The organism is Lacrimispora xylanolytica (assembly GCF_026723765.1).
Lineage (GTDB): Bacteria > Bacillota > Clostridia > Lachnospirales > Lachnospiraceae > Lacrimispora > Lacrimispora xylanolytica.
In genome coordinates, this window is the sequence record NZ_CP113524.1 from 4,286,651 (window position 1) to 4,312,513 (window position 25,863).

The 25,863-nt window shown below is 38.0% G+C and carries 30 protein-coding genes; 4 read left to right on the top strand and 26 right to left on the bottom strand.

The annotated features are described in order from the left end of the window. Positions 1 to 31 precede the first annotated feature (31 nt). From OW255_RS19705 to OW255_RS19725, 5 genes are all read right to left on the bottom strand, one after another. On the bottom strand, positions 32 to 673 hold the full coding sequence (locus OW255_RS19705) for an RpiB/LacA/LacB family sugar-phosphate isomerase (protein WP_268115102.1): 642 nt from the start codon (positions 671 to 673) through the stop codon (positions 32 to 34). Between the two features lie 168 nt (positions 674 to 841). Beyond that, positions 842 to 1,609: an SDR family oxidoreductase gene (locus tag OW255_RS19710; RefSeq protein ID WP_024838091.1), complete on the bottom strand. Its 768-nt coding sequence runs from the start codon at positions 1,607 to 1,609 to the stop codon at positions 842 to 844. 37 nt (positions 1,610 to 1,646) lie between these two features. Continuing rightward, positions 1,647 to 2,144: a peptide deformylase gene (locus OW255_RS19715; RefSeq protein WP_268115103.1), complete on the bottom strand. Its 498-nt coding sequence runs from the start codon at positions 2,142 to 2,144 to the stop codon at positions 1,647 to 1,649. Positions 2,145 to 2,184: 40 nt separating this feature from the next. Continuing rightward, on the bottom strand, positions 2,185 to 3,126 hold the full coding sequence (locus OW255_RS19720; protein ID WP_024838089.1) for a hypothetical protein: 942 nt from the start codon (positions 3,124 to 3,126) through the stop codon (positions 2,185 to 2,187). A gap of 64 nt (positions 3,127 to 3,190) precedes the next feature. After that, entirely contained in the window at positions 3,191 to 3,709 is a 519-nt protein-coding gene (locus OW255_RS19725; protein ID WP_268115104.1) for a methyltransferase family protein, read from the bottom strand. Between the two features lie 492 nt (positions 3,710 to 4,201). Between OW255_RS19725 and OW255_RS19730 the strand changes: the two genes are divergently transcribed. Beyond that, the gene (locus tag OW255_RS19730) at positions 4,202 to 5,785 is read left to right on the top strand and encodes an N-acetylmuramoyl-L-alanine amidase family protein (RefSeq protein ID WP_268115105.1); all 1,584 of its coding nucleotides are present in this window, start codon (positions 4,202 to 4,204) and stop codon (positions 5,783 to 5,785) included. A 123-nt stretch (positions 5,786 to 5,908) separates the two neighbouring features. Here the strand turns inward: OW255_RS19730 and OW255_RS19735 are convergent, their stop codons facing one another. The 4 genes from OW255_RS19735 to OW255_RS19750 form a co-directional block, all read right to left on the bottom strand. Then, complete coding sequence (locus tag OW255_RS19735) at positions 5,909 to 6,640, bottom strand: MBL fold metallo-hydrolase (protein WP_268115106.1); 732 nt, start codon at positions 6,638 to 6,640, stop codon at positions 5,909 to 5,911. Between the two features lie 92 nt (positions 6,641 to 6,732). Continuing rightward, the gene (locus tag OW255_RS19740) at positions 6,733 to 7,347 is read right to left on the bottom strand and encodes a GNAT family N-acetyltransferase (protein ID WP_268115107.1); all 615 of its coding nucleotides are present in this window, start codon (positions 7,345 to 7,347) and stop codon (positions 6,733 to 6,735) included. Positions 7,348 to 7,431: 84 nt separating this feature from the next. Then, entirely contained in the window at positions 7,432 to 7,845 is a 414-nt protein-coding gene (locus tag OW255_RS19745; protein WP_024838084.1) for a VOC family protein, read from the bottom strand. A gap of 94 nt (positions 7,846 to 7,939) precedes the next feature. Then, positions 7,940 to 8,281, bottom strand: coding sequence for a hypothetical protein (locus OW255_RS19750; protein WP_268115108.1), 342 nt, complete (start codon positions 8,279 to 8,281; stop codon positions 7,940 to 7,942). A 154-nt stretch (positions 8,282 to 8,435) separates the two neighbouring features. On the opposite strand from OW255_RS19750, the gene OW255_RS19755 reads away from it, so the two are divergent. Next, positions 8,436 to 8,948: an HXXEE domain-containing protein gene (locus OW255_RS19755; RefSeq protein WP_268115109.1), complete on the top strand. Its 513-nt coding sequence runs from the start codon at positions 8,436 to 8,438 to the stop codon at positions 8,946 to 8,948. 260 nt (positions 8,949 to 9,208) lie between these two features. Then, positions 9,209 to 9,406, top strand: coding sequence for a hypothetical protein (locus OW255_RS19760; RefSeq protein WP_268115110.1), 198 nt, complete (start codon positions 9,209 to 9,211; stop codon positions 9,404 to 9,406). Positions 9,407 to 9,721: 315 nt separating this feature from the next. On the opposite strand, the gene OW255_RS19765 is transcribed toward OW255_RS19760, so the two are convergent. The 16 genes from OW255_RS19765 to OW255_RS19835 all read right to left on the bottom strand — a co-directional run bounded on the left by OW255_RS19765 (position 9,722) and on the right by OW255_RS19835 (position 23,304). After that, positions 9,722 to 10,873: a S8 family serine peptidase gene (locus OW255_RS19765; protein ID WP_268115111.1), complete on the bottom strand. Its 1,152-nt coding sequence runs from the start codon at positions 10,871 to 10,873 to the stop codon at positions 9,722 to 9,724. A gap of 167 nt (positions 10,874 to 11,040) precedes the next feature. Further along, positions 11,041 to 11,259 carry a CLI_3235 family bacteriocin precursor gene (locus OW255_RS21130; protein ID WP_416861656.1) on the bottom strand — a complete coding sequence of 73 codons (219 nt, stop codon included), beginning with the start codon at positions 11,257 to 11,259 and terminating at the stop codon, positions 11,041 to 11,043. A gap of 60 nt (positions 11,260 to 11,319) precedes the next feature. After that, on the bottom strand, positions 11,320 to 11,616 hold the full coding sequence (locus tag OW255_RS19770) for a hypothetical protein (protein ID WP_268115112.1): 297 nt from the start codon (positions 11,614 to 11,616) through the stop codon (positions 11,320 to 11,322). A 21-nt stretch (positions 11,617 to 11,637) separates the two neighbouring features. Next, entirely contained in the window at positions 11,638 to 12,714 is a 1,077-nt protein-coding gene (locus OW255_RS19775) for a TIGR04066 family peptide maturation system protein (RefSeq protein ID WP_268115113.1), read from the bottom strand. After that, on the bottom strand, positions 12,707 to 14,125 hold the full coding sequence (gene ccpM, locus OW255_RS19780) for a Cys-rich peptide radical SAM maturase CcpM (protein WP_268115114.1): 1,419 nt from the start codon (positions 14,123 to 14,125) through the stop codon (positions 12,707 to 12,709). The genes OW255_RS19775 and ccpM overlap by 8 nt, the downstream gene beginning before the upstream one ends. Then, positions 14,125 to 15,849, bottom strand: coding sequence for an ABC transporter ATP-binding protein (locus OW255_RS19785; protein ID WP_268115115.1), 1,725 nt, complete (start codon positions 15,847 to 15,849; stop codon positions 14,125 to 14,127). Before OW255_RS19785 ends, ccpM begins: the two co-directional genes overlap by 1 nt. A gap of 566 nt (positions 15,850 to 16,415) precedes the next feature. Then, complete coding sequence (gene rpsR, locus OW255_RS19790) at positions 16,416 to 16,682, bottom strand: 30S ribosomal protein S18 (RefSeq protein ID WP_024838076.1); 267 nt, start codon at positions 16,680 to 16,682, stop codon at positions 16,416 to 16,418. 21 nt (positions 16,683 to 16,703) lie between these two features. Further along, positions 16,704 to 17,153 (bottom strand): single-stranded DNA-binding protein, encoded by a 450-nt coding sequence (locus OW255_RS19795; protein WP_024838075.1) that lies wholly within the window; start codon positions 17,151 to 17,153, stop codon positions 16,704 to 16,706. A 22-nt stretch (positions 17,154 to 17,175) separates the two neighbouring features. Next, the gene (gene rpsF, locus OW255_RS19800) at positions 17,176 to 17,463 is read right to left on the bottom strand and encodes a 30S ribosomal protein S6 (protein ID WP_024838074.1); all 288 of its coding nucleotides are present in this window, start codon (positions 17,461 to 17,463) and stop codon (positions 17,176 to 17,178) included. A 151-nt stretch (positions 17,464 to 17,614) separates the two neighbouring features. After that, positions 17,615 to 17,812, bottom strand: a complete 198-nt coding sequence (locus OW255_RS19805) for a DUF951 domain-containing protein (protein WP_024838073.1) — start codon at positions 17,810 to 17,812, stop codon at positions 17,615 to 17,617. A gap of 41 nt (positions 17,813 to 17,853) precedes the next feature. Beyond that, a complete protein-coding gene (locus OW255_RS19810) occupies positions 17,854 to 18,843 on the bottom strand; it encodes an aldo/keto reductase (protein WP_313345344.1) in 990 nt (329 codons plus the stop codon). 111 nt (positions 18,844 to 18,954) lie between these two features. Next, positions 18,955 to 19,680, bottom strand: coding sequence for an NAD-dependent protein deacylase (locus OW255_RS19815; RefSeq protein ID WP_268116641.1), 726 nt, complete (start codon positions 19,678 to 19,680; stop codon positions 18,955 to 18,957). A 170-nt stretch (positions 19,681 to 19,850) separates the two neighbouring features. Further along, on the bottom strand, positions 19,851 to 20,903 hold the full coding sequence (locus OW255_RS19820; RefSeq protein ID WP_268115117.1) for a GNAT family N-acetyltransferase: 1,053 nt from the start codon (positions 20,901 to 20,903) through the stop codon (positions 19,851 to 19,853). Further along, positions 20,903 to 21,823, bottom strand: coding sequence for a DUF2156 domain-containing protein (locus tag OW255_RS19825; protein ID WP_024838069.1), 921 nt, complete (start codon positions 21,821 to 21,823; stop codon positions 20,903 to 20,905). Before OW255_RS19825 ends, OW255_RS19820 begins: the two co-directional genes overlap by 1 nt. 25 nt (positions 21,824 to 21,848) lie before the next feature. Then, positions 21,849 to 22,253, bottom strand: coding sequence for a TFIIB-type zinc ribbon-containing protein (locus tag OW255_RS19830; RefSeq protein ID WP_268115118.1), 405 nt, complete (start codon positions 22,251 to 22,253; stop codon positions 21,849 to 21,851). Positions 22,254 to 22,353: 100 nt separating this feature from the next. Beyond that, positions 22,354 to 23,304: an AraC family transcriptional regulator gene (locus OW255_RS19835; protein WP_024838067.1), complete on the bottom strand. Its 951-nt coding sequence runs from the start codon at positions 23,302 to 23,304 to the stop codon at positions 22,354 to 22,356. A gap of 187 nt (positions 23,305 to 23,491) precedes the next feature. Here OW255_RS19835 and OW255_RS19840 point away from each other — a divergent pair, with 187 nt between their 5' ends. Next, entirely contained in the window at positions 23,492 to 23,734 is a 243-nt protein-coding gene (locus OW255_RS19840) for an HPr family phosphocarrier protein (protein ID WP_024838066.1), read from the top strand. A gap of 56 nt (positions 23,735 to 23,790) precedes the next feature. Here OW255_RS19840 and OW255_RS19845 read toward each other — a convergent pair whose 3' ends face one another. Continuing rightward, positions 23,791 to 25,806 carry a methyl-accepting chemotaxis protein gene (locus OW255_RS19845; protein ID WP_268115119.1) on the bottom strand — a complete coding sequence of 672 codons (2,016 nt, stop codon included), beginning with the start codon at positions 25,804 to 25,806 and terminating at the stop codon, positions 23,791 to 23,793. Positions 25,807 to 25,863 lie beyond the last annotated feature (57 nt).

Consider the following 25,863-nt stretch of genomic DNA (forward strand, 5'->3'; position numbering starts at 1 on the left):
TTTTATACACAATTGGCAATGTTACTTGCTTTCATTGTACATCCCTCATACTCTCCATCATTCTCTTTAAGTTAATGTCTTTCCCATGTTCCATAATATAGGAATACACACAATCATAGCTTAAAGCTGCTCTCACAAATGCTTTATCCAGCTCTGGCAAGACATCAATTAGACTTTTTTTACTCAGAGAATTGATGTGTTTGATTAACTTAGTATCTTCCTTCTTCCGGTCTGCATCTTCAACCGGATATCCAATACCAAACGGTTCTTCAAATAATGCATTCATAGTACTTTGCAGATTGATTTCACCCGCCCAGCCAAAATTCAGCCCTAAGGGATAGGAAACCACGTTTCCATCATTGATTCTTCCAAACAGGTAAGCATCAGAAGGGTTCTCAATATACCCGCATAATATTCCAGGAAGGCTGTTGCAGGCAAGCATCATTCCTTGTCCGGAAGAACACCCAGTCACAACAAAATCAACTGCCTTGCTCTCGATTAGCAAACTGATACATAATGCGATCTGAACATAGGAGTAGGTTCTCTTTTCCTCTCCAAAGACTCCAAAATTAATTACCTCATGCTCTTTGCCCCTGACAGCCATGTTAACACTGTTTTCTAATATACTGTTTTTATCACTCTGGGAACTGGCCTGTATCATTCCTATTTTCATGGTGTAACTCCTATAGGTATCTATTTGGTATTTTCTTTATGGTATCATTTATTCATAGAAAGCTCCAGACTTCTTTTGCACAATATTGTCAGTTCAGCTACTTTGTTTGTATTTGCTTTCCTTAAGTGCGAATAAAGCCCGGGACTTTTTACTGTCCCAGGCTAATGATTAAATGGTTGTCCAACCGCCGTCTATCTGAAGCAGCTGTCCTGTAGTATAGGAAGAGGCGTCAGACGCAAAATAAATCAAAGCCCCGTCTAATTCGCCGTCACGCCCCGGCCTTCCCATGGGGCATAAGTTGCAGATTGCATCGTACATCTCTTTGTTATCTAATACATCAGACGTCATTTCACTTGGGAAATAGGCAGGACCTATGGCATTTACGGTAACACCATGCTTGGCCCATTCATTGGCCAGTGATTTTGTCATCATCAGTACGGCCCCCTTTGTGGTAGCATATGCAGAGATGGGGAATCCCGGCATGGCAACGGTGGAATGAATGGAGCCAAGATTAATAATCCTACCATATTTCTGAGCTACCATAATACGCCCCACCTCGCGGGCAAAGAAAAACACACCATTAATGTTGGTATCCATCATTCGATGCCACATTTCATCTGTGGTATTCTCCGCCGCATCCGAAAGACCAAGGCCTGCGTTGTTTACCAGGATATCAATTCTGCCAAAATGCTCTTTTATATCTGCCACTGTCTGAACGATTTCTTCCGTCTTCGTTACATCGCATCCATGGGTATAGCACCTTACTCCCAGATCTTCAATTTCCTTTTTTACCGATTCCAAACGGTCCAGACGTCTGGCAACGATTGCAACATTCACACCTTCTCTTGCCAGTGCAAGGGCAAATTGTCTCCCAAGCCCGGAAGAAGCCCCCGTAACAATAGCAAACTTTCCTTTTAAGTCAAATAAGCTGCTCATTGTAAAACCTCCTTTGATTATATACTATTAAGCCCTGTTATGTCAGCTCACGCTTCATCTGCTGCATATACAGAGACTTATTATCAATCCCTCGCATGGTAGCTAATATTCCATCTAAATGATCGTATTCATGCTGTAACAGTTCCGATAGATCACCTTCCAGAAACATCTTCTGGGGATTAAAATCCTGATCAAGGTATTCCATCTCTGCACGTCGATAACGTTCCACCTTTACCATGAGACCTGGAAATGACATGCAATCATCGAGCAGCACATACGTCTCATCATCCGGAAAGGTTAAGACTGGGTTAATAAAAACGTACGGCTGATCGGTAAACATATAAATCAGCCGTTTCTTAATTCCAATCTGAGGTGCCGCTACGGCACGGCCTGCACCATATGTTTTCCTGTAATCCATAAGAGTGTCATGTAAATCTTGTACCCATTCCGCTAAAAAATCACGGTCCGAATCCACAATTTCTTCACTTAGCTCGTACAAATGAGGATTTCCAAGCTTTAATATTTCTCTTATCATTGATATTTCCCCTTTTCATGGAAGCTTGAATAAAACGTCCTTACATTTTCACTTCGTTAATCAGGATATTGAGATTAATTCTCTCACGCTCCAGCTCTGCCTTGCTGGAAGTATCTATGCTTCTTAAATGGCTTAAGACACGTTCAATCTGTCTCTTCGTATTTTCCACTTGAGACAGAGACTCATTAATCCGATTTAGCACCGCCCAATCTGCAAATAAACCGTCAAGGAAATAATCTGCAAAGCCTAGAAATCCGTCAATACTGACCTGCACATCAGCGTCAATTTTTACATCCGTCAGCTCAGTCTTAAACCGGCGCAGCTGTATCTGCAAATCTTCCACCTGATTCTGAGCTTCATCAAGATGACTGTGCTTTGCCATACCTGATATCAGTCCTCCCCCCATTAAATCCCATGTACCCCAGCTCTTTGCACTGTCGATGTTAGAAAGAATCCGGTTCGTAATAACGAGGGCTTTTTCTCCGACAGAAAGAGCCTCCTCGATTTCCTTCCTTTGGCTTTCTATGAAAGAAATGCGTTTCTCCGTCTCATAGATTTCCACTGCCTCCTGAGATCCGGTGGATTTAATTGCTTCAGCCTTACTCTTTAACATTTTCTCATACTGTTTTTCACTGGCCCCTAACAATCTTATTTCCGTTTCGATTCGGGCAATATCTTCCTCCACCGCAGAAAGCTCACGAGAAGCCACATCGTATTTCACCTTAGCTGCATATGCTTCCTCCCGCTCCTTATCAAGCTTCTCTTCCTTTTTCCCTATAATCGCATAGAAGAAAGAGGATAGGCTGCCGCCCTCCAGTTGATCTACATCCTTTTGCTGTTCTAGTTTGCTTTTCTTAAGCTCATATACTTTCCCACTTAGCTCCTCACGTTGTATATATAATTGCTTCAGTTTGGTCTCCTCATGATTCTTTCGTGCAATTTTCTGTTGGAGAAGCTGTAATTGTTCATCATAATATGCCATATGGAAATCCTCTCTTTCTCTATAACTGTCCCAACATCTGCGTCATAGTGTCTATTTTTCTATTTTACATATAACGCCTTACTTTATCCATGTAACTTATGTACTCTTGCCCGAATTTCTCTATACACCATCTTTCTTCCAATCGGATAATCCAGTGTCCTGACACTTGAAATACCATTAGGCTTGCAACTAAGAGCCAGGACCGGGTAAGCACACAGCAGCCTAAGAAAAATATAAAATACCCTACATACATTGGATTACGCGAAATTTGATAAAACCCAGTCGTGTTGATACCATTCTCCCCAGGTTTTGCAAAATCCAAGACCGACATAAGACACAACAACAATCCTAAGGCATAAATTACCAAGCCTATGTAAAACCAGTAAGAATCTGTCTGAATCCTAAGAAAACAAAGATACACAAAAATGAAACTGTTTGATACCTGATAAAACCACAGTGCCACCTTCTCCTTACCAATCGCTGGAGCAAATAAAGCCGCACGTCTTAAGGCATCTTCATTCAGCAAACGTAAGACTCCAAATCTTATAAATAAAAGCGGCACTAAACAAAAAAAACCATTCATGCACCATCACCTCAAATATTTTACTATCATTTTAACATTTTTCCATATATAATCAACCATCTGCCCAGAAGAATCTTATGAAACAAAATATTCAGAGTTTAACATACAATTCAATATACTATTTCAAATACCATTTCAGCTTGTTTCATATAGTCTCCACGAACTTTCGCTTTTGGAATATATCAAAACCTTTTCCCAAGGATTATCCAGGTTTTATTTTTTTATATCCAGAATAAAGCAGTTTATTACTGATAAATAATTTCAATTATATATTTTATTATGTTTTTTAATTATATTAATATAAATAATCTCTCATTAAGGCTAATTTTTCCAAAATGCGAAATATTTCTCTTTACAAAATTGCTTTAGTACTATACCATATAGGCGTAATATGTTTATATCCTGAGACACCATAAAAAAGTTGATTGTTTCGAGTTGGATATTTACCATATTATAAATACATTACATCATTACTTTAAGGGAGAAATACTTTTGAACAAGCATTGGACGAGAAATACCTTTATGATTATGACGGCAGCCACATTAACCATAAATACTGCTATGGTTTCAAAAGCAAGTGGCTGGACCGAGACAGAAAACGGCTGGCATTACGAAGAAAATGGCGGATACATAACATCTGCATGGAAGAAGGGGCAAAAGGGCTTTTATTATCTTGGTGATACCGGAAAGCTTAAGACTTCTTCCTGGATCACCGATGGAGACAAGAACTATTATGTGGATTCAGAAGGTCTCCGGGTAAAAAACTCCTGGATTTATAATCAGTCCTGGAATGATTCCACAGATACCAATCAATACTGGTATTATTTTGACCAAAATGGTGAAATGTTGACCGGAAAGCAGCAAATAGGGGATAAAAAATACTTTTTCTCCAGTACCGGTGAAATGTTGACCGGCTGGATCACATTTACAGATAATGAAGCAGAGTACTTAACAGACGAAATAACCACCAATAATACATATTACTGCCTGGAGGACGGAAGCAGAGCAAGCGGCTGGCTTAAGCTGGAAGCTCCTGATGATGAGGACCATTCAGGAGAAGAATACTGGTACAATTTTAAGAGCACTGGCGTTATTCGAAGAAACACGAAAGCCACCATTGGTAATCATGAATTCTGTTTCGATGAACAGGGCCGAATGATTGAAGGCTGGGCCTATAAAACGGCAGATACTGATACTTATGTAAGGGTTGACGAAAACACGGAGAAAGCACTTTTAGACACCTATAATGCAGACGCAAGCAGGTATTACTATTGCGGCGAAGAGGACCTGGGAGTCATTCAAAAAGACATATGGTTATCCATCGTACCACCTGGATTAAACGGCGATCCTGACGAAGATGCCACCTGGTATTACTTTGATAAACGGGGCAAGATGATGACCGCAACCAAAGCCACCGCCTCAGAAGCCACACCATCTAGTGCAAGCCGTATGACCGAAGTAAGATGGGTCGATACAAAAGGAAAATATGGATTAGAGGGGGGCGACGATGATCTGCACCATGCCCGCCTTCAAAAAGTTAATAACACCTATTATCTTTTCGACTCTAGGGGTGAAATCATTGATGGCCTGATTTATATTTACAATAAAGATGGATCCTTCCAATTAAAAGAAGGCTATTATTATTTCGGCTCCAAATCATCAAAAACCACCGGAAAAGTAACGCTTGTAAATGACGCAACCGATTACCATTACTATTTCTCCAAAAAGAGAGAAAATGGCTATTCCGAAGGTCAGGGCGTCACTGGAGTATACGAAGGAAAGTTATATTATAAGGGACTTGCAGTCACAGCAGATGAAGATACCAAATATAAATTAATTTATATCCCCGAGTTAGCCAAAACTAACGGAACTGGACTGTTTGTTGTAGATGAAAATGGAAAAGTCAAAACAAGCGGCCTGACTTCTGAAATGTATGACGGGACTAAATACAGAGTTAAAAAACAAGGTTCCAGCTACCGAGTGTTCCGGGTAGATTTAGATACCAAGGAGGAGACAGAACTCACTCACGATGACGCTGAGCTCACTCTGGATTTTAGCGAACCTGAACTTGTTTAATTGATTGATATAATGGCAAACGATGATTTGTCTTAATCATGATAGGGCTGGAGGCTTCTCTAAGAAGCATTCAGCCCTATCTTATGAAGAGCAGAAAATAAATTACTTTTTATATTTCTGTTACTAAAATTTTGCAATGATTTCATTCAAACGATTTTTAACACCTGTATCACAAACACCACCATGGTAGCAAATAATCGTTTCTATATCATAACCTTCCAATTTACGAACGGAATCTTTTGCCTCTTCCATATTTAAAGCATATTGGGGCAAAGCCATATAAAGCTTTCCATTTACAATAACGAGAGCATCACCTGTAATCAGCACTTTTTCTTTTTTAACGTATAAAGAGATATGCCCAGGCATATGACCCTTCGTGTCTACCACCTCAATACCACCGCAATAAGGAAGAATTGCGCCACCTTCTATTACAGTAACCTTATCAACCGGTTTCACAGAGGCTATTAGCTTTTGGAACTCCTTACCGTACTCCTTTTTATCTTCCGGCAGCGTATCCTGAAGGTCTTCGGCCTGCTGTAAACGCAGAGATTTACATTTTCCCGTAATATAGGGCGCTTGTTCTTTTGAACACAAAACTTCAATTTGGGGATATTTCTGAGTTATTTCATGTAACGCTCCCATATGATCATAATCATGGTGTGTAATAATTATCTTCGTTAACATGCTTAAAGAAAAACCAATTTTTTGCATGGCCTCCTCTAACATTGGCATTGTATCCGGATAACTGCAATCAACTAAAATCAATTCGTTCTCGTCTTTTAAAAGTACCGGGTATATGATATTTTCTGTTTCACCTCTATGAAACGTTAGCGGTAATAAATATATATGGCTCATTTTAAAAACCCCTTTTTTTATCTTTATGTATTGTCTTTGTTGATGTCTATCAAAGAGTTATTCTAAATACATTAGGAATCAGTCTCCACCTCTCAAATTACTTGTTTAGATCTACACAGTTTTAACTGTTTCCTCATGACCAGTCCCTGCTCTGCCTCAGCAAAAATATAAAATCCCATTTTCTGATACAGTTCAAAATGGCCTCCAAAATCCGACGATTGGTAACTGGATTTTTTGTATGGGTATACTTCTATTACATCGAATCCATCTTGGGCGGCATCCTTACAAGCACGTTCCAATAACTGGGTAGCAATGCCCTGCCGTTTCATATCCGGTGCAATCATAAAACAAAAAATAGATTTTACCTTTACGTCCAAGCCAGGTTCCTCTAAGGGCACATAGTCCATAAATCTTTGCCAACTTGCACATTTCAAACAATCTGACTTTGTATTGGCATTACACCAGCCAACCACCCTGTCGCCGTGATAGGCAAGATAACCTTGAACGTTATTGCCTCTAACATATTCATAGGCACACTCCCTGCGGTTCTCTGCAGTCGAAAGGTCTTTCTTCTTATAATCTTCGTTACTCCAGCAGACACAATAACATTTATTTTCATCTACATTGTCATCATGTGGTGTAACATCAAAAAAATGAACATAATCTTCTGCCAGGTCTGGCGTCAGTTTGCGTATTTCAATATTCATATTTTACCCCCAATTATATATCATTTGTCTTAGAATGTTCTTCTGATTCATAGTAAATTAAGATAAATACCAAACGACTAAATACTAAAAATCACACATCAGCTCCCAAAGAACTCCAAAACGATCCCTGACAGTGCCTATGATCACCATATAAGGCGGCCTTTCCAGTGGATTTATTATCTCTCCACCTTCACTAAGTATGGAAAAGGCACTTTCAACCTCCTCTGCAGTATCAAACCCGATCCTATGTTTCACCTTTTTTGTTAGATTAACATCCTCTTCGCTGGATAAATCACTCAGCCTTACCTCTTGTTCATCAAACATGATTTCAGAATGGTAAACCAGTGAATCCTTTGACGCATCCGGCTGCTCCCAGCCATTTTTCACCGCATCGGAATAATGTAACAAATTCTTTACCCTACAACCAAAGGCTCGCTTGTATACCTCCAAGGCTTCTTCCGACTCTCCGGAAAAACATAATTGTTGAATGAATTTCATATGAACCCCCTAAATATATGTGTTACAGTTTATGTATTTCACTTCCCTATTTCCGGTCATATACAGTCCGGCTGTTATGAATACCTCCCATCATTTATATAGATGTATACTCAAGTACCTCATCATGCTTCATAAAAAGCTGGGTATGTTTTGTCAATTCCTCATATCCCTTATTTTTCAAGCACCATTTCATAGCCGTCAACACAAGTGCGGCATATAAATTTGACAAATAATCTAATATCTCTGGTGATTTCTTATTCTTTAACTTCTGGCTCTCATAAAAACTCTTCTGTAAAAAGTCCGACATGTCTTCATATAAATGAATGGTGTCGGTATGAATGGTAATTTTATGAAAGTCCTTTTCCATTAACAAGGACAGAAAAACGCTTTCGATATTTTTTCTTGTCTTTCTGACACGCAAGTCATTCTGATTCATTTTTCCACTCCCTATGATTATTTTAAAACTTCTCAAGCAGATAAGCAACACTATATCTGTTTTAGTAGCTTATATTAATAAGCAATAAATTTCTGAAGATTGAAATGTTTCACCTAATGTTATAAACTAAAAATTAAAAAGGAGAGATGTAATTATGAATGAACTTAAATGGTTTGCCTGGCTTTTTCCATTATTATTTATTGTACATGACATGGAGGAGATTATTACAGCAAAGAGCTGGTGCAACAAAGGATTGAAGCCAATTATTCCTCTGCCCTCCACCCCTTTTGGTAATACCAAAAGTACAGCGGGCTTTGCAGTTGCAGTCTTTGAAGAATTGATTTTATGGATTCTTGCCACTCTCCTGGGAAATATCACTGGTTTTTATGGATTATGGTACGGGTTCCTCGTTGCCAATATCATACACATGATCCTGTTTCACATGATTATTTTTCCTCTATCCTATCGCCGATATGTCCCTGGTATAATCACCGCATGGCTAACGCTGATTCCATTCTGCTATATCTTTTACCTGGCTCAAAAAGTTTTGAATTATTCCGTTATTCAAATTGGGCTCTGGGTGACAATCGGATTTTTATTGGCATTTGGTAATGTGAAACTACTGCATAATAAAATGAACCTGCTTTCTAAACTGACAGGAGAATGAGAGCTTGATCATTAACATTTGGAACACATGAATGGTTAGTTGATTTATGTTATTAAGATAATATTCTAACTTATGGTAATTATTTTAGAAGTGGAGGTGAATTACATTATATATGAATAACCATAATATGCAAAATACTGTACAATATCATGGAGGTTAGATATGAAATCTATAGTTAAAAGAGTGACCTCTGTATTACTCATGTTTACAATTATGGCTACATCAACACTCATCTCATACGCACAGGATTATAAGAATTAATGAAAAATTTAATAAATAAAATCATTGCAAATTTAGGTTATATAATAATTATTTGCGGCATGTTAATAGCTGAAAAAATCTCTACACAGGCAACATGGGCAAATATTATTAAAGATAATTTTTGGAGAATTATATTTATATTAATTGTAATTGTAGTTTCAGAATTAATTGTAAAATATATTAAGGAGAATAAGTAAATTAGCATTATATGTAAAGGGGTAAACTGTTCCCATCACAGATCCACTCTTACAAATGTTGATACATCTTAATCGTAATCGGGCTGAAGGCTTCAAAGGAAAGCCTTCAGCCCTTTCTTATGATGAGAGGGGTAATACAGATTGATATGATGGCTCCACTCCTTTTTAATGGGATTGAGTCAACAAGACAATTGCTCTTCAATTTTTCCATTTCTGCCTATTGCTCTTTATTATATATAGTATTAGCATCTAAATGGGACAGAAAACTATAGGATAATAAAATATTGATATTACACCTCTAAACCAAGTTCATACTTATAATAGAAAAGGATATAGCTCTAAAAATAATTCCTCTATATTTTCGTACTTATCTGTATTAATATATTTGATTCCTTTTCCGCCTATAATTCTTTTATGTTCAAATTTATCAATAATAACATCAAAATCTATAAGTTTTAACTTAGATAAGGTTCTCTTGTTATTTACATGTAATATAATAAAATCAGCATTGCAATAATGGCTATAAAAGCGTATCTTCTGAACCAAGCGATACGAATTGAAATCCAATAAATTTATTATCTTCTTCTCAATGTCTGTGTTAAAGCTATCACTTAAGCAAAACCCAATATAACCATTTTTTTCAAATTCAGATAGCAATATTATTGTTGAATCTGTATCAATATTATTTAATATAGCAATAATTGGCACAGTTACTTTTGCTTTAAAATACTCTCTATAGAAATTTTTATACCAATCATATTTAGGTTTTATTGATGCTTTTTTTAAAGTAAATTCAATGTCGCGCATCGAGCTTGTACCGTTATTCAGGAGGTTACAGACCTTAGCAGTTATTATTGGAGCTACGAGGCTGTTTGAACTAGGTAGAGTATAATACTTCCCCCTATATTTTATAATTTCATCCGATAAATAGTAACTGATATCTATACCATCCAAACAATTCCCATTATATATATAACCACGGCAACCAGACTTAACTCTAAGGGATCTAACTCCAATCACTTCTTTAAAGCAAGCAGGAAAAGTCATCTTTTTTCTATTTGAAGTTGCGCAAACCACTACTACACCCATACGTGTTAACTTTTTAACAATTTTATATAGTGGTGGTACATCAGTCAACGAAGTTGTCCCAATGCTTAAATTTACAATATTTATACTATTTCGCAAACACCACTCTAAAGATATTAATAAATGACTAATATTAGCTTTTTTATTACCATCTTCCAAGATTTGTACAAAAGAAATATCACAATATTCTGTACAGTTATCAATGAACATTTTAGCACACATAGTTGCATGAGTAATATCTCTCACGGTTTTATCTCTCGACTGAATTACCATATCATTTTTTATTATATAAACACCACTAATATTCTGTTTCTTTGATATAAACTGATTTATATAATCTAAATTAATTTTAGTATCTATAAAAGCTATCCTTTGTATCATAGTAAATTCCTTCCTCCTTAACAAGGAAACATTGTTATAAATAGTAATGCGATGAAATAAATCATAAAACAAATCTATTTCACCGCATCATTCAGAATATATTATTTATACTTAGGATTATAATATATCTATTATGTTGTAAAAGTTATATGTACTTATATAATAAATTATCCTCTTAAAATTACCGACGGACCAGAAGCTCCTGATGCTGAGGTTGAGGAATTACTACTATTATTTCCATTAGAGTTTATAAATAAAAAGCAAGAACAACTACAACTGCCGCAAGTGCAACCTCCACAACTGCAAGAATAAGCCTCAACACTATTTTCTATAATGGAATTACTTTTTCTTAATTTACGCATATTTTCCCTCCTTTCTACGCACATAATTCCACCAACTCATATACCTAAGTCTAATTGAATGGTGAAAATACATTATGTGTATACTCAACAAAATGATATAATATCATTGTTGGCAGCTGAATCAGATATATGATTCATAATTGAATCAACAACGTTATTAAAACTATAATTTGTAAATAAATCAAAAAGGCTATCATTAATATCAAAGTCAAACTTCTTACTCGCATTTAATAGTATATATACAAACAATTCAGAAGATATATTATATTTTTCATTAAACAGACAATCATCAAATTTATCAATACTGACACCAGATACGTCGTTTATAATCGATTTCAACTCATTTTGAACGTCACTACGTTTTAAATTATTGTTAACCATAATATTTACCTCCATCAACGTCTATAATTGCGCTGGATTTGCCTGTAATTCATTTTCTATTTTTTGAAATACTCTGTTAATGTCATCATCACTAAAGGATGAAAAAACAGTATACTGATCACTTATAGTATCGAATGCTAATTGAGATTTAACAAACTCTGTAGTTATATATAAGTATTCAAGCTTATCAGGATCATCAACGTCTTTTAATACACTGGTGTTTGAAACTCCAAAATATCTTGCATCTACATCTAATCTATATTTACAAAATAGTCTAACTTCCTCTAGAAATTCATCATTATAATCACCAAAATGCATATTAACAATTCCTATATCGCTTTTTATTGAGCTTTGTATTATAAAAGGATTTATACCTAAACCATTTAGATTACTATCATTGTATTTCATAATAGGATTTGGCACTCCAAGCAAGATAATATCAGGCTTTTCCACTAAACAATGCTTATGTATAAACCGATTAAATCCTATCGCCTTAAGAAACGGATCTACTTTAGCATTGAACATAAAATCAGGTATATCGAGACAACCTATATTATTCATGAAATCATGTGATCCTATTTGTAAGACTCGATATCCCTTACTTAAAAAATACTTTCTAGCCATAAACTCAGTTTGCAATTGACCACATTTCTCACCAATTGAAAATATTGAGATAATAGGTACCTCTATTGTTAACATTTTATGGGGAGTTGGAATATCTGTTAAAACTTCATTGCTATCTCCTAAGCCCACGTATTGAGTACTTAATTCGAAATGCTTCGATATATCTTCAGAAACTATAACCTCTTTTCCTAACTCTTTAGAAAAATCAAAGAGTTTCTTATATAGTTTATTATTTATAAATTCCTCACTACTTGTAAGATAGAGCAGATCACTTTCTTGTATCTTTTCCTCATAATTTATAAATAATTTTATATTAGCAAACGAGCCTCCGTCTAACCTGGAAATATCGCAGCCTTCCAATACGTTAAGTTCTGGCGCTAATAATGCTATTGGTTCATATTCACCCATGAATGCATACCTTACTAGAGTTGCATTATCGTAATCGACTGGGAAAATTGCTATCTTTTTATACATTATAAAGCTCCTCCATTTTATCAAAATCAACATTATTCTCTTTTAGCAGGCATATAGTTTTTAATTTTTCTATCGTATCATACATAGCGCTTTCGCAACGAGCAAGCTTCATACCTTCCACAAGCTCTTTTGTATTATCTGCAGATGCTGCGCACATACCACAATAAATAAAATTCCAACAATTCTTACATTTATCAGCTGTTACTTTTCCCGGATTAAGTACAACTCTAGCCTTTTCGAGATCATATCCCGAGTAGATATTGCCGATTTTCATTATTTCTGATTCTTCGCTAACCCTTTCACAAGGAAAGATATTACCATCTACATCTATCATCGGGCGTCTGGCCCCAGGTATACAAGGTCCACCTGGATGTGTTATTCTAGCTAAACCATTAATTCCGCTCAGTTCTTTATGCATACGTAGTATTTTGGGTATTTCATGAATGAACAATCTGGAAACTTTATTTTTATTTATTAGACCAAGAGCAGATAAAAGTAGCTTAGTACGTTGAACCTTATAATTTATGGAATATAAATCATCATATTGTATAGGTTCTTCTACATAGAAGTCATTCATAATCCCCATCCTCAGATTATTATCTTGAATGATATCATTTGCATCAAAAAAATCGTTTACGCACCTAAAATCTGTACCAGGAGCTACAACTGTGTTAAAACTGATTTTTCTAAAAAAGTCGGGATACTTATCTCTAATATATAAAAGATTCTCCATTATTTTATCAAAGGATCCAGTACCATTAGCAAAAACTCTATTATGATCATGCAACTCCTTGGGACCATCCAGACTTATAATAACATCAAACTTTTTATCCATTAAAAACTCTATATTATCATCATTAAACATAGTGCCATTTGTTGTCATAGAATACGTTATACTTTTATATGGATACCTTTCGTCTATGTAACCCATTAACCTTTTAATCTTATTGAACTCTAACAAAGGTTCTCCACCATAAAAACCAATATCAACCTTTTTCGAGTTAGTTGAATGCTTCATTAAGAAATCAATACTTTTTTGCATGATTTCATAGGACATTACCCTATTTGAATGTGTCCGATTATTATATTTATTACCAGAATAAGCGCAGTAAGAACACCGCAAATTACAATTTTGAGTGAGTTGCAATGTAAGCTTTTCAATCTTGTTCTCAAGATGAAATTGCATAAACCTGTCCTGAGGATGTTCTATTTGTTCGACCGGATTTTCTTGGCAATATCCTTTTTCCTGAAAGAGTTGAAGTAGCTCAAGATCCTTCGCATCCGGCCTTTTCTGATGAATTCTACAAAATGAATTATACTCATCATCATCTACAGCCAAGATTGAATTTGTTCCCCTGTCATAAATATACTTTCCAAAAGCAGTAAAGAAAGGTTTAATAACAACATTCATCAGTTTTCATCCCCCTGTGTTAGAATTTTATATAAATCACTATTTTTAGTCACAAGTTCTTCAAAAGTTCCAGTGTCAGTAATCATGCCATTATCAATTACAAAAATCTTATCAAGTCTTCTCAATATATCTTCCCGATGGCTAATTACAATAACAATATCATACAAGTCTTGCTGTATAATAAATTGATTAAATTTTCGTTCTGCCACTATATCAAAGTTGGCAGTTGCCTCATCTAAAACCAAAATATTTCCACACTTTGCTAAAGTTCTAGCTAAAGCTACCTTTTGCCTTTCACCTCCAGATAATTTCGATCCATTAAATCCTACCAGGCTATCTATACCCTCAGGCAACGAATCAATAAACTCAACTGCTGTTGTTAGCTCTATGTAATGTCGAATTTCATCATCCGATAGATTACCTATTATATTTATGTTGTTCCTTATACTTTCATCAAAGAGACTAATATTTTGATTCATAATGCTAAATAAGTTTCGATAATCACCTAGTGCTAATTTGCGAATATCAACTCCATTTATTTTAATTGTTCCAGATACTGGCTCATAAAAACGTAGCATTAAGTTAATGATGGAGGTTTTACCTGAACCATTAACCCCAATAAAGCCTACTTTCTCACCTTGATGAATAGTAAAATTTATTAAGCGTAATACAGCATCTTTGTTACCATAGGCAAATGAAACATTATCAAATGATAAACTCTTCACTTCGTTATAGCTATTATCCATACAAATACCACACTCATCTTCTACCTCATTTTCAAAATACTCCATAAACCTCTTAAACGATGGAATAGAGCTTTGTAATCTATAAGCTAAATTAGATAGAAGAGATATGGGCTGTAAAACATACATGGAATAAGATATGAATGCGAACAATCCTCCTATAGTGAGTTGATCTCGAAAAATTAGTATTGCACCCAATAAATTCAAACCGTGAGTAAATATCATGCCAAGTGTTTGGCTTGATATATTTGAATAATTATCCAAATACTCCATTTTTGTTTCTAAGTTCATCATTTTCATTTTAGAGGATTTAAACTCACTCATTCTCATATCCTGAAGGTTCCAAAGCTTAATAACCTCAATATTTTTAAAAATTTCTCCAAACCAGATAGAAAAACTCTCATTTAACTTCATTAAAGTCGCAAAATAATTACTTCTTATTGATGAGATATAGTTTTTTATAAGTAACTCAAGAGGCATAATGGCCAATATAAAAATAGTTAATCTCCAATCAATAAGGCTAAGACCAATTATACCGCCAATTATTTTAAAAAAACTAACTACAGTTTGAAGTAGACCACTATTTATTATTTGAGTAATATTTGAAATATCACTATAGACATTGCCTATAGTTTTTAAAAAATTATTATCTTTGTGATAAGCCATCTTTAATCTAATTGAGTGACGTATAGCATCATACATCAAGTTAAACGATATCTGCCTATTCACAAACTGGTAATGAACGAATTGAACAAATGTTAGTATTTGCTCTATTATAAAAAGGGAAAATATATACAATGTATAACGTAAAACTACATTTAAGTCACCTTCAGCGATTCCTTTATCAAATAACTCCTTTTGTATCATTGGGTACATTACCCCTAATACGGAAACAACAATCATACAAAAAATTATAATTATGATTCTTATTTTAAATGGACCAAATTGCTTAAAGATAAATTTAATAACATCTTTATTCATACTTCTCCCCTATCAGCTAAATATTCAGCTTTAGCTATTCTTAAAAGTAAAAATATATAATATGCTATTACAAATTCTACATGTTATCATAGAGTAATGCTTATATAAACATACACTTTTACGTTAATTATAAAAATTATTATGCTTAAGGAAATAAACGATATTTTCAACTTTTCAGTTTAATAATCTAGAAAGTATTAAAATACAGAGCAAGTGAGAAAGATTAGTTGTTTTGATTTGTATTAGTAGTTAGATCCCATTACTTTTATAGATTTAAAGTTCTATTAATTAGCATTATATAACATATTTCACAAATTTTCTAGCATAATTTGAAAATACTACATTTTTAAAATCATAAGTATAACTATATATTTAATTATACAAATATACTAAACTATTAGTGCTATAATTGATAAACTTTACTGCAAGGATGTAACTACATTGTACAAATATGTTCTTGCCAAATAAAATGCTTATTCCAGAGTCATTATTTAATTCAAATAAAAAAGACTCCACACGTTCATGTGAAGTCTTCCTCAATAAGCCAACCCTTATAAAATAAGGATTTACTCCATTGTATAAGGCATAAGAGCGATGTGTCTAGCTCTCTTAATAGCAACGGTAAGTGCTCTCTGGTGCTTAGCACAGTTGCCTGTGATACGTCTAGGAAGGATTTTTCCTCTCTCAGATACATATCTTTTTAATTTATTTGCGTCTTTAAAATCAATTACGCCGTTCTTCTCGCCACAGAATACGCAAACTTTTTTTCTTCTACGCATTCCGCCTCTTTTGAACTTAGCGCCATCAGCTTTATCATTTCTGTTGAATGCCATTGGTACTACCTCCTATCAGATTTAGTTGAATGGAAGTCCTTCGTCTTCGACTCCATCCGGGATATTCATAAATCCATCGCCGATTGCACTGGAAGGAGTTGGTCTGGAAGTTGGCTGGTATCCGCCTTCTCCTGATGCTCCGCCTTTGCTGTCTGCGAATTCCTGATCTTCTACAACGATATCTGTTGTATAAACCTTTACGCCGTCTTTATTCGTATAACTTCCAGTCTGGATCCTTCCGGAAACCAATACTCTCATACCCTGACGGAAATACTTCTCTGCAAACTCTCCTGCCTTGTCAAACGCAACACAGTTGATAAAATCAGCAGTCTGTTCATTGCCATCCTGATTTCTGCGGCCTCTGCGGTCAACAGCAAGGCTGTACCTTGCGATTGCCATGGAGCGCTCACCTTGGGAATATCTTACTTCTGGATCACGGGTCAATCTGCCCATAAGGATTACTTTGTTCATACGATCACGCTTTCTTTATCTATTATGCCTCTTGTCTTACGCATAAGTATCTGATAACCGGCTCCATAATACGAATGTGTGCTTCTAACTCATTCGGTGTTGTGGAATCGCCATCAAATTTGATGAAGTAGTAGAATCCCTCTTTCATCTTCTGAATTTCGTAAGCTAATCTCTTCTTACCCCATTCATCAATGTTGGTTACAGCGCCGCCGAAACGAGTAATATAACCCGTAACTTTTTCGATAGCTGCTGCTCTCTCTTCATCTTCGAGCTTTGCGTTAATAACAACGGCTAACTCATATTTGTTCATGCTTGTTACCTCCTTGTGGTCTCTGGCCCCTGCTTTCAGTATCAGGAGCAAGGATTCTCTATGTCACGAGTTAACATTATACAGGAAATATTCTACAAAAGCAAGTCCTTTTCTTAATTTTAAAGGCTTTTTCCCGCATAAATTGGGGTTTTTACTGCTTTGGATTGCCGTCACTGGCTTTTAAGCCTCTGGTATTCTTTTCCACCAGCTTTCTGGGCACCATAATCATATGTCCACAGCCCATACATTTTAAGCGGAAATCCGCTCCAACTCTTAAGATTTCCCACTCCTGACTGCCGCAGGGATGCTGTTTTTTCAGTTTTACAATATCTCCAATTTCATAATTCATAAAAACACCTGCCTGCCCGTTTGGGCCGCCCTTATATCCAATTATTTTAAAATATTGTCGATGCGCTTTAATTCTTCCTTGGAAAATTCCGTATTTTTCAGACAAGCTACGTTATCCTTTAACTGTGCCACGCTGCTGGCTCCAATGAGGACTGAAGTCACCGCCTCTTCCCTCAATACCCAGGCAAGTGCCATCTGGGCAAGACTCTGACCTCTTTCCTTTGCCAAATCATTTAACTGTCTTATAACAGAAAGATTTTCCTCTGATAGGTATCGACCGCCTATGGTGCTTCCTTTTCTGGCTGCCCGGGATCCGCTTGGAACGCCGTTTAGATATCGGTCTGTAAGAGCACCCTGTGCCAGTGGACTATAGCAGATACAGCCTGTTCCGCTCTCTAAGAGGGTATCAAATAGACCTTCCTCTGCCACTCTCTCAAACATGTTATACCGTGGCTGATGGATGAGGCAGGAGATTCCCATGCCTTTTAAGACCTTAATGGCCTCCTTAGCTTCCTTGCTGCCGTAATTGGAAATACCCACATAAAGTGCCTTCCCCTGTCTGACGATGTCAGCAAGAGCGCCCATGGTCTCTTCTATCGGTGTTTCCGGGTCTGGTCTGTGGTGATAGAAGATATCTACGTAATCAAGCCCCATACGCTTTAAGCTCTGGTCAAGGCTAGCCATTAAATACTTTCTGGAGCCAAAGTTACCATAGGGTCCGGGCCACATGTCAAATCCTGCTTTTGTGGAAATGAGCATTTCATCCCGGTATCTGCCAAGATCACTCTTTAATACACTGCCAAAGGTTTCTTCCGCCATACCAAAGTAAGGAGCTCCGTAGTTATTTGCCAGGTCAAAATGAGTAATACCCATATCAAATGCACTTAAAAGAATGTCTCTCTGGGTGGTGGGCGCCTTCTCCATTCCGAAGTTCTGCCACAGCCCTAAAGAAACTCTGGGAAGCATGATTCCACTTTTCCCGCACCGCTTGTATTCCATTGTTTCGTATCTGTTCTTTGCCGCCTCGTACATCATAGTTTCTCTCCTTTACGCTTCCATAAATAGTCCCTAATCAGTTTCCCTATACGTTCTGTTACATGTTACCAATATTTATACCATATTATCCCTTATCATCGCCAGCATTTATACAGAATCATGAAGTACTTCTCCAATACTTCCGCTGATGACTAAATCCGCCTTCTCATCCATGGGAGTCACGGTCTTATTGATTAAGACCATGTGGCTGCCTCTATAATAATTAATCAGGCCTGCTGCCGGATAAACGGTTAAGGAGGTGCCGCCTATAATGAGCATATCCGCGTTTGAGATGCAGGAGACTGCCTTACTCATGACACCATCGTTTAAGCTCTCCTCATAAAGCACCACATCAGGCTTTATGATCCCGCCGCAGTCACACCTTGGCACTTCCTTTCCCTCCATGGCGGAAAGCATTTCTTCCAGGTTATAAAACTTCATGCACCGGGTACAGAAGTTCCTTCTTACAGAACCATGAAGCTCCAAGACCTCCCGGCTTCCGGCATCCTGATGAAGGCCGTCGATGTTCTGGGTAATGACCGCCTTTAATTTCCCCATATCCTCAAGCTTACGCAACGCCAGATGCGCCTTGTTTGGCTTTGCCTTTGGAAATATCATCTTATTGCAGTAGAACCGGTAAAATTCCTCTGGCTTTTTTACATAGAAGCTATGGCTGATTATGGTTTCCGGCGGATACTTGTACTGTTCTTTATAAAGTCCATCCACTCCCCTGAAATCAGGAATATTGCTTTCCGTGGAAACTCCTGCCCCACCAAAAAATACAATGTTATTGCTAGCTTCGATCCATTCCTTTAACTGGCTTACCCCTTCCATATAAAAGTCCTTTCTTATCCCGTTGGTCTCCATATAAAGAGTCTTACTTGTCAGACTCTGGCGCTGACGCGCCGTCACTTTAGTGACATCTTCCTATGCAATAAAAATAGGGCGGATTATAAAATAATCCGCCCGTAATCACAAGTCGGATTCTGATACCGACGAACAATTTAAGTTACCTCGTCAAAAAATACGCCGTTTAACGGCCGAATCCGCTCCACCATAGCCATCTGATCGGCTGGAACCGATGGAAGGCCATAGCCAAACAGCCAGGAGGTCATTTCACCAATCCCAAGAGTGAGATGGGGCTTTCTTGCGCTTTCCTCTTTGACCGGGGATAAGCTGGAGCCTTTTCTGTCAAGCTTCCAAAGGAACAAGCCGTTGTTCTGAGGGATAAATGAATCCTTAACTTCAATAAGAAGCTCCATCTCGCCAACAGGACAATCTTTCTTTAAGCTGATGACAGAAACAAACCTTTCCATATGAATGATTCTTCCCATGGCATAAGGCTTTGAGGGACCGTTCTCCTTTACGTATTCCGGCAGACAGATCAGTTCTCTTAAAGTCCCTGCCGTTTCTCCGTAATAGGCCCACACACCAGCTAATTTAGATGACTCATTCTTTGTGGTAAGAAGAAGGAGATCTCCGCTGTCGCTCCTTACCTCCTTGCATAAATCCCGGTAGTATTCTTCACTCCGAAGGGCGTAGACCTCATACCGCTTTTCCAGCTGCCTCTCAGCAAATTCAGAAACTTCCTTACACTTATTGGAACGTTCCAGAAAGGCACGGCGATTTAGCTCCGTTCTTCCCTTTTCATTCAAAGTTATGGCTGGTAAGTCACATATATAGGTATAGTCAAAAGGCTGGTAAATCGCAGGATCCACAGGAACCAGAAAACTGAACGCCATCCGCTCAGTATACATATCGGTAAAGCAACGGCTTAACAGCTTTCTCATGTAGCCCTGATGGCGAAAATCTGGATCTGTAGCTACACCAGCCACGTAATCGATCTTCCAGACCTGGTCCTTTACCACCACCTCATAAGGATTTCGGTGGAGCATGGCTGCCATTTTCTCTTCCTTATATGCAGTGAGAACCTTATTCTTTAGCACCCGGTCCGAAAAGTAATAGTTTATAAAACTTTCTGAATCCTCAGAAAAAACCTTTTCCCAAAGCTTTCTGCTTTCTATTTTTTCTTCCTGCTTCAAATACCGTATCATCATCAAAAGCCCTTCTGAATTACTCCGTATTTTCTTGCAAATCCAATGGGATAGTAAGACATCTTCGCACGGCGTAAGCCTTCCATGCCGACATCATCTTCCCGGTTGACCAGTTTCACTTCCTCAGAAAAGCCGTGGATCAAGAACTGCTGGTTGATAAACTGATAAAGTCCCTTGACTTCAGGGTCTGCCTTTTCAATATGAATCACAGCCATCTTTTCCAAAGGATTGTAGGTACCAATGGTAAATGCCTTTAAGCTTCCATCAACATAAACTCCAGCCATTCTTACATTTAACATGGAACAGTTTTTTAAGATATCGTGGATGCCCATGACCTCATAATCCAGCTGACGGACGAATTCGGCTGCCTCCACCTTATTCTCCCACCACTCATCAAGGAAAGAAAGAACCGCTTCCCGGTCTGAGCAGATGAGAGAACGATATTCGTAACGTCCTTCATACTGCTTTAAAAATGAATTTAAATGATTTTTCTTCTTATGAAGCTTCTTTCCAGCCAGAGTTCTTAAGGCTTCTGCATCATAGAGATAATCCTTTAAATCTTCCTCTTCTTTTACAAGGAACTTATCTGGATCCAGTTTTAAATAATTAATTGCTTCTTCATCCGCCAGAAAAATCTTAAGAGGCTTTTTCAATACCTCATTAAAATATTCCACCAGCTGATTAAAATAATAGGAAAGATCTTCTTCTCTGCAGATGGGCATTGCCGTAAATGGCTCCCCATCTTTTTCCATTAAAAATAAAACTGCTTTTTCATCACTGACAGTATACTTTACCTGATAATAATCTCTCCAGATAAAACTATCCAAATAGACGCTGTCACATGTTTTATTGGGCCGTAAGGCGTAGAATGGAGCAATTTTACTCATGTCCTCTGCCTGAAGCGGCTTAAATTGTAAGTTCATATTAATTCCCTTCTAAAATATATATCTAGCTTTTCTTTATAAAATCAGTACTGCACTTGGGACAGTGAACGCTCACCTTCCCTTTTCCTCTTGGTATTCTGATCTTTTGTCCACAGCTTGGGCATTTATAAATATGGTATTGCCTCATCTGCTGAAACTTAAAACGCCACTTCTTAAAAAATTCCGTTACCCGGAAAGAAATACGTTCGAACTTCTGGTTCTCCTCAAAGCGTTTTCCAATATTCCTGGAAAACATGCGGAAATAAGACAGCACCATAAGAAAAAGCGCTGCGATATCAACCCAGTAGCTGCGAATAAAAATACCGGCAACAATAAGGGCAAATGTAAAACCGATCAGAAACCGGCTAAGCTTATCAGCCCCATATCTGCCGATCATAAATCTTGAAAAACGTTCCCGAAACTGACTCATCCTATGTTCCTCGCCCCTTTTTCATTTTGACTTAACTATAATAACCTATGATAGGAAAGTCAATGTTACTCCGGCAGATTTCATAATCTTTTCAGAAATTTCAGAATTTGCCTCTGGAACTGTCACGGTACTGTTTTGGTGTAATTCCATATCTTTGTTTAAACAAACGATGAAAATAACTGCTGTTTTCATAGCCAATTTCCACGATAATCTCCTCCACCGGCTTTGTGGTGGAAGAAAGATAACCGGCTGCACGGTTAAGCCTGATGAGCTGAAGGCACTCCGTAAAGGTCATCTTATAATAACGCTTAAAGAGACGGCTGACATAATAAGACGGCTGCATGGAAAGGGAAGAAAACTCTTCCAGAGTGGCACATGAGTAATTTGTTTCTAAATATTTGTATGCAGTCAGAACGATCTGCTCCTCATACTGCAGCATGTCGTGGGATTCCACTTTATCTGCATCATGAAGAAGCTCCATGATCAGTATGCCCATGGTCGCCTGATTGATTTCCTGTCTGCCCTCTTTTTCTTCTGCATGAGACCAGATCATATTTTCCAGTAAATTTTTGGCCGGAAGCATTTCTCGCAGATGAAAATGCAGATAATCTGCCACAGGCTCTCTTCCCCTGGCCTGGGTGCCGATGAAACGATGCAGCACATCTCCACATTCTCCCATAAACGCAGGATGGCTGAAAAATTCCGGCATTAAAAAGAAGTGGATGGCCAGATCCTCTTCTGCTGCTGGTTCCACGGCATGACTGGTTCCTTCTCTTAACAGCAGTAAGTCGTTGGCTTCCAGTAAAAGCCTTCGTGTGCCGTTTATGATGTGAACCGTCTTACCGCTGTACATATAGATTAATTCTACAAAATTGTGACTGTGATCCGGTAAAGCAACGTGACATGGCTGACAGCACATATCCATCAGCTTACCCGGCCTGATTACTATATTCTTATCCACCACGTTATCTTCTAAATTATTATGATAATGTTCCATAATTGAAGTTGCATGCGATGAATTCCTTAGACGTTTCAGAAGTTCCTTCTTCATTTTCCCCTCCAAACAACAGATTCACATGCCCTTCCCCCACGCCATTATAACACCAATCTTCATAGATTTGCAAGAAAAGACGGTTTTTATACAAATTTAGACATATTATAATGTCACATTTTGTCATATAATCATGGCAAAACAACAGGTATATGTAACCAGTATTATTTTTATGAGGTGAAGCGATATGAAAAAGTACCCTATCCGAATTAACAACATTGATGAAATTACCACCTTTGTCAGAACAGTGACCAAGTACGATTATGACGTGGATTTATGCAAAGGAAGCATCTTAGTTGATGCGAAGTCCATTCTTGGTATCATGACAATCTGTCCGAATCCGGATCTAGAGTTGATCATTTACAGCAATGAGCATGAAGATATTCTGGAATCCCTGTCAGATTTTCTATTGGAAGAAAAAATTGCATAACGTACATAATCAAGCAAAAGATGCCTGGCAGGAACTCCCTGCCAGGCATCTTTTTGTTAATTTACCTTAAATTCATTGACCAGTTCCTTTAACCTGCTGGCATGTCCATAAAGGTCTTCGCTGGCTGCGGCTCCTTCCTCTGCATTGGCAGAGTTTGTTTGAACCACACCGGAGATCTGGTCCACGCCGATGGTAACCTGGCGGATGGCTTCAGACTGCTCTACCGACGCCTGGGATATCCTGCCAATCATATCAGTAACCTGACGGGTGGTATCCACTGCACTGGTAACCGACTTTGCCGCCTGATCGGCAAGCGTGGTGCCTTTTAAAACCGCTCGGATGGCACCGTCAATCAAATCAGCCGTGTCCTTGGCTGCGGAAGCACTTCTGGAGGCTAGATTTCTTACCTCGTCTGCCACAACGGCAAAGCCCTTTCCTGCCTCTCCTGCCCTGGCAGCCTCTACGGCTGCATTCAGTGCCAGAATATTGGTCTGGAATGCAATTCCTTCAATGTCCTTAATAATCCTGCTGATCTCGTTGGAGCTTTCCGTGATATCAGACATGGCATGAACCAGCTCTTCCATATGCTGATTGCTGATCTCAAGCTCTCCTGCTGCCTCCATGGCCTGTTCATTGGCTCCGGCAGAATCCCTGGCATTTTCCTCAATCTTCATAGAAATCTCATTGATGGTAGAGGCCAGCTCTTCTACAGAGGCGGCCTGCTGGGAGGCACCGTCTGCCAGTGATTTTGAGCTTTCTGAAATATTTTGAGAGCCATAGGCCACCTGATCTGAAGTTACGGTAATCTGTTCCATGGTTCTTGTCAGGGTGCTTCTGATCTTTAACATGGAGTTTTTAATCTTTTCAAAATCCCCCTTGTAATCATATTGAAGCTGAAATACAAGATTTCGCTCTGCAATCTGATTCAGGACAGAGGATATTTCATTAATATAGTTTACATAATTTTTAAGCTGACCAGAGGTATTGGAAAGGGATTCCGCCACCAGACCGATTTCATCGTTGCTTTTAACATTTACTTCCACATCAAGATTGCCATTTGCAATCTTCTCTGCCGCCGCTGACAGCTTGCCAAGGGGTCTTGAGATGCCTTTTGCCACAAGGAAGATGAGAGAAACTAAAACAAGGGCAGATAAAACAAAAACACTGCCCACGGCTGTGATTAATTCATTTTTCTGGGAAAGAAGCTCTGACCTTGGAATGTTTGAAAGCACGATCCAGCCTGTATTGCCTGCATTTTTAATAGAACCGGAATAGGACACCTGATCCATGGTATAGTTAAAGTTACCGATTTCTTTCTTTGCAAAGGCGTCCTTAATATTTTGGGAGATATCAATTTCTGAAATGTTTTTCTGAATCAAATCTTTATTTGGGTGATAAACAATGAGCCCGCTTTCTGTGGTAAGTATGACAGACCCTTTCGTTCCAACCTTATAGGAGGCCATAATATCATTTAGGTGAGCAAGCTGAATGTCAAGTCCCATCACTCCTAATGCTTCTTTTGAGCCCTGTTTAAATACACCGCTGACTGCTGATATGATGGTAAGCCCCGTACTGGCATCTATGTAAGGCTCTGTAAGAACCGGCTGGTCCATCTTCGTAGCCTTAAACCAGGGTCTTGATGTAATATCCCAACCGTCTGCTGATGTAAAATCGTCGGACTGGGTGACCTGGCTTAAATCTACATCTGCGATCCAGGCAGCCAGAATATTCTCCTTATCTGCGGCCTGAATCTTATCAAGGGTGGCTCTCATCTGAGGATAGCCCTCACTATCCGGCATTCTCACATTTCCAGTGGCCTTTAATAAGTATTCCTCAGCCTGCTGGCTGGCGGAGGCGCTTTTCATCTCAGCCATGTAATAGCTTAAAAAGGATTCCACCTGATTGGCAGCTGCCAAGGATGCCGCGTCCAGTGTCTGAAAAGATTGGTCTTCCATGCTCTTTCCCACCCGGTCAGCGATTATGATGCCGGACAGAACAAAAATAAGTATGACGGGAACCGAAATTCCAAGAAGCATTTTGGTAAAAATGTGTGTTTTGAGTCTCTTTTTCATAGGCATTTACCACCTCTCCCAGTTTTTATAAATATAGCATGAGGCGCAAAAGACCGC